This window comes from Rhodococcus jostii NBRC 16295 (assembly GCF_001894825.1).
Classification (GTDB): Bacteria; Actinomycetota; Actinomycetes; order Mycobacteriales; family Mycobacteriaceae; genus Rhodococcus_F; species Rhodococcus_F jostii.
Window position 1 is genome coordinate 1 of record NZ_BCWY01000167.1, and the last position, 8,624, is coordinate 8,624.

7 protein-coding genes are annotated in these 8,624 nt (G+C 65.3%); 5 read left to right on the forward strand and 2 right to left on the reverse strand.

Features of this window, described 5'->3' with window-relative positions; translation table 11 throughout:
• Nucleotides 1-655 precede the first annotated feature (655 nt).
• Nucleotides 656-1,360 carry a M23 family metallopeptidase gene (locus RJ1_RS43840; RefSeq protein ID WP_073370819.1) on the reverse strand — a complete coding sequence of 235 codons (705 nt, stop codon included), beginning with the start codon at nt 1,358-1,360 and terminating at the stop codon, nt 656-658.
• Nucleotides 1,361-2,607: 1,247 nt separating this feature from the next.
• Between RJ1_RS43840 and RJ1_RS46540 the strand changes: the two genes are divergently transcribed.
• The gene (locus tag RJ1_RS46540; protein ID WP_143049039.1) at nt 2,608-2,769 is read left to right on the forward strand and encodes a sodium/proton-translocating pyrophosphatase; all 162 of its coding nucleotides are present in this window, start codon (nt 2,608-2,610) and stop codon (nt 2,767-2,769) included.
• A 166-nt stretch (nt 2,770-2,935) separates the two neighbouring features.
• A complete protein-coding gene (locus RJ1_RS43850) occupies nt 2,936-3,463 on the forward strand; it encodes a cupin domain-containing protein (RefSeq protein WP_174695089.1) in 528 nt (175 codons plus the stop codon).
• A 217-nt stretch (nt 3,464-3,680) separates the two neighbouring features.
• On the opposite strand, the gene RJ1_RS43855 is transcribed toward RJ1_RS43850, so the two are convergent.
• Nucleotides 3,681-4,598 carry an aminoglycoside phosphotransferase family protein gene (locus RJ1_RS43855; protein ID WP_073370824.1) on the reverse strand — a complete coding sequence of 306 codons (918 nt, stop codon included), beginning with the start codon at nt 4,596-4,598 and terminating at the stop codon, nt 3,681-3,683.
• Between the two features lie 40 nt (nt 4,599-4,638).
• Here RJ1_RS43855 and RJ1_RS43860 point away from each other — a divergent pair, with 40 nt between their 5' ends.
• The 3 genes from RJ1_RS43860 to RJ1_RS43865 all read left to right on the forward strand — a co-directional run bounded on the left by RJ1_RS43860 (nt 4,639) and on the right by RJ1_RS43865 (nt 7,514).
• Entirely contained in the window at nt 4,639-4,902 is a 264-nt protein-coding gene (locus RJ1_RS43860; protein WP_143049040.1) for an NHL repeat-containing protein, read from the forward strand.
• 94 nt (nt 4,903-4,996) lie between these two features.
• Complete coding sequence (locus tag RJ1_RS48600; protein ID WP_255284966.1) at nt 4,997-5,131, forward strand: hypothetical protein; 135 nt, start codon at nt 4,997-4,999, stop codon at nt 5,129-5,131.
• 1,192 nt (nt 5,132-6,323) lie between these two features.
• On the forward strand, nt 6,324-7,514 hold the full coding sequence (locus RJ1_RS43865) for a Fic family protein (RefSeq protein WP_073370829.1): 1,191 nt from the start codon (nt 6,324-6,326) through the stop codon (nt 7,512-7,514).
• The last annotated feature ends 1,110 nt before the right edge of the window (nt 7,515-8,624 follow it).

Here is an 8,624-nt window from a genome sequence, read left to right on the forward strand (position 1 = left end):
TTGCACGGAGACGTCCCAGCTCACCACTTCTGCCGGCAGCATCTCCGGCCGACACCATGCGGTAGTGGCTTCGATTCGGTCGCCGACGTGCAGGCGCTCGTATCCGGGTTCGAGGTCCACCAGCATCCAGATCCTCACACCCATAATCATGACGCGTGTGCGCTCCGATTCGTGGTCTTCGGACCGAACGACCCAGTGCCGGTGGAGGAACCATTACCGGTGCGTTCCGATTGCCGCCCATGACTGGAATTCGCTGACCTGCAACATCCCGTCGAGGTGACCCGTTGACGACCTATGGTTTCGTGCTGGTGAGGACTGAAACGGCCGAAATGAACCAGCGCCGGGCGGCCTCAGACGTGCACCGCCGCAACAGAGTCTCCAGAGATCGCTGCGATATGTGAAATCGTTGTCGCCGAGTGCGCATAAACCAATGGGTGATAGAGAGTGGTGCGCTGGGCCGTACAACGGGGTAATGGCGGCGGAACCCGACTGTGACACCGGGCGACGGCTGCCGACAATTGCCGTCCACGCCGGCACGGAGCGAGACCCTCCACGATTTCGCGTGTCGGGGAGTCGGTTCTAGGTTTTTTCTTGTGCAGGTCGGGTTGCTTCTGCAATGAATGAGTGTGGTGCTCGCCGTGGGTGGGCGCGGTTGTTAGCTGCCCTGCCCTTGGGGCACGGGCACTCCCCGTGCTGCGAGCCAACCTGCCGGATCCATCTTGGTTCCGTTGGCCGCCCACACCTCGTAGTGCAGGTGGGGCCCGGTGGACTGGCCCCGGTTGCCCATGGTGGCGATCTGGTCGCCGGCGCGGACCTGCCGGCCGACCGAGACCAGCGATTGGTCGATGTGGCCGTACACGCCGATGGTGCCGTCGTCCTGCTGTATCCGGACCCACAGGCCGAATCCCGAGGCGGGACCGGACTCGATCACTGTGCCGTTGGTGACGGCCTTGATCGGGGTGCCGATGTAGTTGGCGATGTCGATGCCGTTGTGGTTGGTGCCCCACCGTGGACCGAAGCCCGAGGTGAAGGTGCCGTCGGCCGGGAACACGACGGCCGGTCGTCGCGCTGCTTCCTCCGCCGCCGCTTGGCGTGCGGCCTGGTCGGCCGCCTCGCGGGCCAGCCGTTCGGCCTCGGCCTTCGCACGCGCCAGCCGCTCGGCCTCACGTTCGGTGGCGCGCGAGAGTGCCTCGGTGAAGTCGGTGAGTGCGGTGCGCGGCACCGGCAGGATCTGCGGCGCCGCTGCGAGGGTGATGTCGGCCGATGCCGGGGTCACCTCGGCGCGGGCCTCACCGGTGGCCCCGGAGGTGATGGCGGCTCCGGCCACGGCCAGCGCGCCGGCGGCCAGTGGGATCACCATGAGCCGGCCCCGGGGGGTCTTCGTCGAACGGGAGTGCCGGGAGTGCCGGGCGCCTCGGGCGCCTCGGGCTGGCGGGTCGATTTTCCGGTGCTGAGCCAAAGCCGATCCTCTGTCGAACGCTGCGAAATAACGAAACGATCACGATTTCGACACAGGTTACAGAGTGTTCGATCTTCCGCCAGTGTGCTGTGGGGAAGTAGATACACCGATTGGGCAGGTGAGGCGCATTTTTCGGTCACGCCAGTCGCATGAACCCCATGAGCGCACATCTTCGACAGCTGTTACATGCATCGAAGTGATGGACATCACAAAGCGATGCGGTCCGATTCCGGTTTCGGCGATGACCAGCCAATCTCGACGGGGGTGCCATTTCCCAAGGAAGTGGATGGAGTGGTTCTGTGCGTCATGTTTCGCGCTGACGGTCCTTTGCTCGTGAGTTGCCGCACTTGCAGTCCACCACCGAAATATAGGCGTGGCATTCGTCACAGAATCCGAATTGTCCCCGCCCGGTTTCTAGGCTCGTCGTCGCACCGGCCGTCCCCCCGCATTGAAGGCCGGTGCTGTGGCCCCGCCGGCCGACCCCCCAGTGGCCGGCGGGGTTCGCTTTCCCACGCCTATTCTGTTATTCGGGGCGTATGGTCTGTTTCATGCGCGTTCGGGCAGGTCTTGAGGGGTTCGCCCGCTGCGCGCTTTGATGGCCGCCACGCCTCCCTCCCGATGACGTGACGGCAAGACCCCGGCCGCAAGGGCGCGTGGCCGGGGTCGACCAAAGACGAATCGCCTACCGCAACCTTGGGCGACTGGCGGCAGTGAGACCCCACCAGCAGCACGGCACGGCCGGTGGGGTCCCTTGGTGGTCAGCCGTCGATTGGTTCGCAGATCGCTACCGGCCCAGGACAACCGGGGGTGGCGCATTCGTAGAGGTCAGTCTCGATAAGCGCACCGCCGAGGCTGGCGTACATGTAGCGCCGGAACGCGGCCTTGCCGCACGTCACGCAGTCTCGGTCGATCTGAATCCACTCGCCTCCCATGCGTGGACCGTAGCCGACGCCATCGCCGAAGCGCCCTCTCACCTGGCCAACGTGAAGTGATGCCAGCACGTGGGGGAGGTTTCGCGGCCGAGGGCGTATCCGCATGGTTCGTTCATTTCGTTTGGGTCTGATCCGCCGCCGGTTGAGTGCCGCCGGTTGAGTATTTAATAAGCAGGAGCGTCAGTACATCGCCGGCGAGGTCCTGAGGCGGCAGCCGTGGTGAAGCAGCGAAGCGATAAGTCGCAAGAAGTACTCGGCGCCGTGTTCGGCGTCATCAGAACGATGGCCGGGGCAATGGTCGGCGGCGTGATCGCCCTGGCGTTCGTGATCGGAGCCGTTATGAGTGGCCCTCACGAGAGCGATCCGTGGGGCGAGTAGTCGCCAAGTAAGAAATAACCCCGATGAAGGATCCTCGTACGGAATGGTCGGCCATTCAACAGTTTTCACCGAGGCCCGAAGCTGAATTTCGTGCCACTGCTTCGCAACCGGCACCGAGGCGGCCCCGAAGTCCTGACAATTTGCATGCCCGATGTCGGCGTAAGGTATGAAGCACCTCATTTGCTCGATCGTGGAAGTGGTGTGGGCAGTGTCGAATCATCGCATTGTCGGTCCTGAAGACGGCGAGCTCTACCAACCAGCCGCGGCCTGCGGTGATCGGTTTCTGATCAACGGCCGAGACTGGGGCGGCGGGTTCTCGTTGGTCGAGCACCGTTTGCCGCCACGGGTGCTTGCGGCTCCACTGCACAGGCACACCCGGGAGGACGAGTTCAGTTTCATCCTCGAGGGCACGGTCGCCGCCAGGCTCGGGGACCAGGAGGTCGTGGCCGGTCCGGGAGATCTGGTGATCAAACCCCGGGGAGAGTGGCACACGTTCTGGAATGCCGGCGAGACGGCGGCGAGGTTGCTGGAGATCATCTCGCCCGGAGGTCTGGAAGAGCTGTTCCGATGCCTCGACCAACTGACCGAGGAACTGAGCCCCGAAGAGTTGGAGCAGACCATCGCCCCCTACGGCTGTTCGGCAGACATGGACGGGACCATGGCACTCGTCGAGAAACACGGGCTCATCTTCTAATTCGCGGTGCGATGTACCGGTGAAGGATGGTTGAGATGGACGAAAGCGAGCGGGTCCATGGTGCAGCTGGTACGGCCTTGAGGAGTATCGGAACGGGATATCCGGTCGGCGGTGATCACCGTGCAGTGGCGAGGTGATCGGCCCCGGTGTCTTAGCTCCGACACCAGCAGCAAGACTCCTTGAAATGGTCCGCCGCGCTTCGTGATAGGAGCGGGGCCTATGCGGGAGAGGGCCAGCCCAAGCTGGATGTCAGAACACGATCGAGCGCCGCCCGGCCTGCAGGTCCCCATGTCGGCTTACCGCCCCGAAGGCCCCGTTCCCCGTTCCGGCCCATGAGGATGAGGAAAAGGCTTTTCAGCGCAGCCAACCCTCGGGCGCGCCGGATCGTCGCCTCGTCCGCATGCGCGTACACCTGGAAGAACCGTGAGGCCGCGCCCGCGGGAAGGAGCAGCCACGCGGCCGCGAGGTCCCACGCCGGATCGCCGGCGAACATGTCACCGAAATCGATCACGCCCGAGAGCGTCCCGTCCGAGACGACGACATTCGCGGGATGGAGATCACCGTGCACCCATACCGGCCGGCCCTCCCACTCGGGGGCAGCAACGGCATCGTCCCAGACGGCCCGGATGCCGGCGGCAATGCCGCCGGGGACAACGGCGTGCACGAGCTTCTCGAAGCCGTCCGTGCACTTCTTGGGGTGAGCGCCGCGGTCCGAACTGGTCGGCGCCTCGGCGGGCGCCTGGACATGGAGCGCCGTGAGGAAGCCCGCCAGAGTGTCGGCCGCGTCGTCGCCGCGGCTGATCGCGGTGCAGTCGAGTGGCTCACCGGGAACCCACGTCATGATGCTCCAGGACCTCAGGAAACGCGCGGACGGTTCGCCGATCCGCACCGGGGTCGGAACCGGGAGCGGAAGGCGCGGAGCCAGGACGGGCAGCCACCGGCGCTCCTTGCGCAGCAGGTCCGGGGCACGTTCCGTGCGCGGCATGCGCACGACCAACTCATTCCCAAGGCGCCACATTTGGTTGTCCCAGCCGCCCTCCACCTTTCGGATGGCCAGCCCGGCAAGGTCCGGATGCTGGTCCTCGAGAAGATCGTGTACAAGCTCTGCCGTGATCTCGATCTCGGAGTCGGTCATCTAAAAGCCCGCGCTCGTCGACTCAACCACGAATGTCGTCATGGCTGGGACGCTAACACCGCCAACAGTCCCTCTCGTCGATCCGCTATCGGCGTTTGTCGCGGATTCGGTGAACAACCGCGCCGCCGCCCTCGAACGGGGTACGTCGACGCCGTGGGATCTGCCGTTCCCCGGGTTGCACGTGCCGGTCGCGGTCGCGGTACGCGGTTTAGGGGACCGCTACGTGGTCGATGTCCTCAGCAACCGTGTGGTGGTGTTGCCGCACGCCTCGACCACCCCGACGTGGTTCCGTTTCCGGTCGTGATCGGCCGGTACGCGGTGGCGGCCAACGACCGGGGCGATGTGGTCGTGACGACAGCGAACAATGCGGTCAGTGTGCTCAGCCCGCGACGAATACCGTGGCGGTGCTGCCGTTCGACGACGTGGACGAGGCCTCCGGAATCGCGGTCGAGTTCGATGTGATCCGGCGGGATGTCGAAGCGACGCGTGGCGTGCATGCTGCCCGGTACTTCCGCACCGCGATCAGTCTGTAGCATTCCCTCGAAAGTGGCTGTTGTGCAGTGTTGTTCGCGAGTTCCGTCCCGCCGGCGAAGGGGTGAGGCCTTCACGAAGCGGGGGACGGCGTAGCGGAAGGATTCCCGCGGCCGCGGCACGCCGATGCCCGCTCGGCCGACCATCGGACGGTGCTCGCGCCGGTGGAGCAGGCTTCGACCGTAGCCCGCCTCCGCCGTTCGGGTGAGGTCGTCGAGCCCGGCCGACTCGCGCCGGGGTGGTCGTCTCAGAGGTCGAGCGCTCGGCGAAGTTTGCACGACACCGTACGGGTTCGAGGTTCCCGCTGGTGCCGTACCGGGCCGGGTCGGTCGCGGCCGCCCACCCCAGGCCCACACCCCCGCGTCGACACCCTTTGCCCGCCCGCGCGCCCGAGGCGGACGTGGGATCCGTATTCGATTCGGTCCCGTGGCTGGCCATCACGCCGATTGAGCCAACCGCGCCCCGCGACCGCGCCCAGGAGCGGCATCGACCGCAACCACCGCAGGGCTACTCCCACCCTCGTCGAAGGCGCCCGAGTCTAAGGCTGGACCGCCGCACTCGCCGATTGCCCGTCCTCGCCTACCTCAAAGACGGAGGGATACATTCGCCTCGACGGGCAGCCCCGAGAGGTTAAGGGCGTGAGTTTGCGCCTTGCTGACCCGTGGTCGGTTGGCGCGCCCGCAAAGCCGATCTTGAAGTGTCAGTTGGGGGTAGCGCTCTTCGCTTCCACTGTGATGCCGAGGTCCCTTGTGCGGGAGGGAATCCTGCGTCCAACGCGGCTGCACACCGTCCTCCAAGCACAAATTTGCTCGCATGCTGTCAGATCAGTCAGGCCGCACTGGCGTCACACGTATGTGTTGGGGCGGGACCGGGGCATTGACGGCTGCCGTAGCGGGCGAAGTTGGCCGGAGCCCTGCCGGCCGCATCGCCAGCTGCAGCAGCGGCCCGTAGAGCCGGACAGGCTGATCCAGTCGCGGTGGTGAGACGGTTCGGGGCACGGTGTGGGGTCGGGTTCGACGGTGACGGTGTCACCGAATCCGGTGGTGGTCTGCAGGGGTGGAGCACATCAGGAGCCGACCTGCAGGGGTGTTCTGCCGCCGTTTGTACACCAACGGCGTCGTTGACTACGTTTATGGCAAAGAAAGTACGCTAATATCGCTGTTGTCTACGTTTGTCTCGGAACGGGGAGGGCCTGTGATCTGGCCGGCGCATCGCACCGAGACTCTGGGCTGGAACCCGCGTCATCGGCAGGGTTCGCGCGCGGACCGCACCCTGAGGACCGTCGACGTGATGATCCCGCCGATGATCGGTTCCCTCGACTGTGATCTGGTCGGTGGTGTTGCCCGCGCGCATGAGGAGGGGGTCATCGCTGTGGCCCGCCTCGAGGCGGGCTTTGGCGAGCATCTGGCGCCGCTGTCGGACTTTTTGCTGCGCAGCGAGTCGGTGGCGTCGTCGAAGATTGAGCACATCGACGCGGGTTGGCGGGCGTTCGGTAAGGCGCTGGCCGGCGGCAGGGCCAGTGCGGAGGCCAAGTCTCAGCTCGCCGCCGTGAAGGCGCTGATCGCGATGGTCGACGGTGCCGGCGACGGCCCGATCACCGGTGACACCCTGCTCGGTGCGCATCGGTTGCTGATGGCACCGGACTACTACACTGCCCGCGACTCCGGCCAGGTCCGCGACGTGCAGAACTGGATCGGTGGTAGCGATTACACCCCGATCGACGCGCTGTTCATACCGCCGCCACCGGAACTGGTCGACGATCTGATGGCGGATCTGCTCGTGTTCGCGAACCGCATCGACCTGCCGATCCTCGCGCAGGCCGCGATCGCGCATGCCCAGTTCGAGTCCATCCATCCGTTCACCGACGGTAACGGACGCATCGGCCGCGCCCTGGTCAGCGCGATCCTGCGCCGCCGCGGCCTGACCGACCGGGTCACCGTGCCGTTGGCGTCGGTGATGCTCGCCGACACCCGCCGCTACTTCGATCACCTGACCCGCTACCGAGCGGGGGATGCGGACGGGTTCGTCGAGTACGTTGCCCGTGCGGCGATCGTCTCCAGCGAGGCGGCGCAGGACTCTGCCCGCGCCCTGGCCGAACTCCCCGGCTATTGGCGGGACATCGCCCGGCCGCGCAGCAACTCCGCCGACGAGAAGATCATCGACGCCCTCCTCGGCACTCCGATCTTCAGCGCCGACACGGCCCAGCGGATCACCGGCACCACCGATGCGAGCGCGTACCGTGCGCTCGGCCGGCTCACTGCGGCGGGGGTGCTCGAGGTGCTGTCCGAGAGCAAGCGCAACCAGATCTGGGCTGCCACTGCCGTGCTCGCCGAACTGGACGCGCTGAGCACCACGATCGGCAGACGCACCTCCGAGCACCTGTAACCGAGGCCGCGGCCCCTGTCGCCGCAGCGGCCGCGGGTGCCTACCTGCAGATCTTTGTGAAGGTCCCGGAATGACCTCGTATGTGTACTCGGACAGCTCCATGCGAGCGTCCTGGAGTGCGGGATGGACGGGGAAGAACCGCGGCCTGGGCGGACGCGGTGACCGGGGAAGGTGACACCGGCGGAGTCCGGGAAGGGGGTGCGGATTTCACTGGGCGTCATCGCGGACCGGCTGTGGGGGTTCTTTGCTGTCTGCCGGCGGTGATGGTGTGGCAGCACTGTGGTGCGGCCGAGGGTGGTGTATCCGCTCGGGTCGTTCACCGCGATGGTGGCGGGGGTGTTTCCTCGGGGTGGATCTGTTTTTCACTGCGGCTGGACCTGCCGGCGTCTCGGGTTGTTGAGGCCGTCGAGGGTGGTGTTGATGCGGGTGCGGGGTGGGACTGGATGGTGCGCCGGGACCTCGATGCTCGGCGGTGCTTGTTGTGCGGTTCGTGAGCTGATGCCGGGGCTGCTCGAGGATCGGGGGTTATGTGGAGGGTCGCGATGATCGGTTCTGGGTGGACCTCGATGTGTTGATCGCGACCCTCCGTGCGCGGCCCGCACCCGACTTCCGGGCCGTGTGCTGGGTGGAGGCGTGATGGTGTTGTGACTTTGTGATGACGTGTCCCCGGTTTGTGATGTGGGGGTGCCGGCGACCTTACCGGGGGAGTTCCGGCGCCGGGGTGTCGGCGGGCGCGTGGGGGTTGCTTGTGGCGTTCAGATGAGTGGATTTTGAAAGATGTTTATCTTCAGTAGGTTTGGGAAATTATTTGATAAGTATGTATTTACGAGATTTATGCACGAATCTGAGATTATGAGGTTTGTAATATCTTGGTAAGCAATGGATTTAGCTGTTTTATGATTTCTTAGTGTTTGGATCGAATGGGAAATGAGTGGTAGGATGTGGGTATGGCATCGAGCGGAGCGAGAAGGCGAGTGGAAGCCCGTCGGGCGCGCGCAACAGCCTCCCAGGCCTCGTTGGGGTGTGGGGGGACCGGATCAAACGTGACGACGAAAAGTACAGGTGAGAGCCTAATTTCGGAAACTCAGAGGAGCGAAGCGACTCGGTCGA

What these genes read in the sequence shown, in the direction of transcription:
- RJ1_RS43840 (WP_073370819.1), bottom strand. Translation starts at nt 1,360, where the DNA reads ATGGTGATCCCACTGGCCGCCGGCGCGCTGGCCGTGGCCGGAGCCGCC.
- RJ1_RS43850 (WP_174695089.1), top strand. Translation starts at nt 2,936, where the DNA reads ATGAAGCACCTCATTTGCTCGATCGTGGAAGTGGTGTGGGCAGTGTCG.
- RJ1_RS43855 (WP_073370824.1), bottom strand. Translation starts at nt 4,598, where the DNA reads ATGACCGACTCCGAGATCGAGATCACGGCAGAGCTTGTACACGATCTT.
- RJ1_RS43860 (WP_143049040.1), top strand. Translation starts at nt 4,639, where the DNA reads ATGGCTGGGACGCTAACACCGCCAACAGTCCCTCTCGTCGATCCGCTA.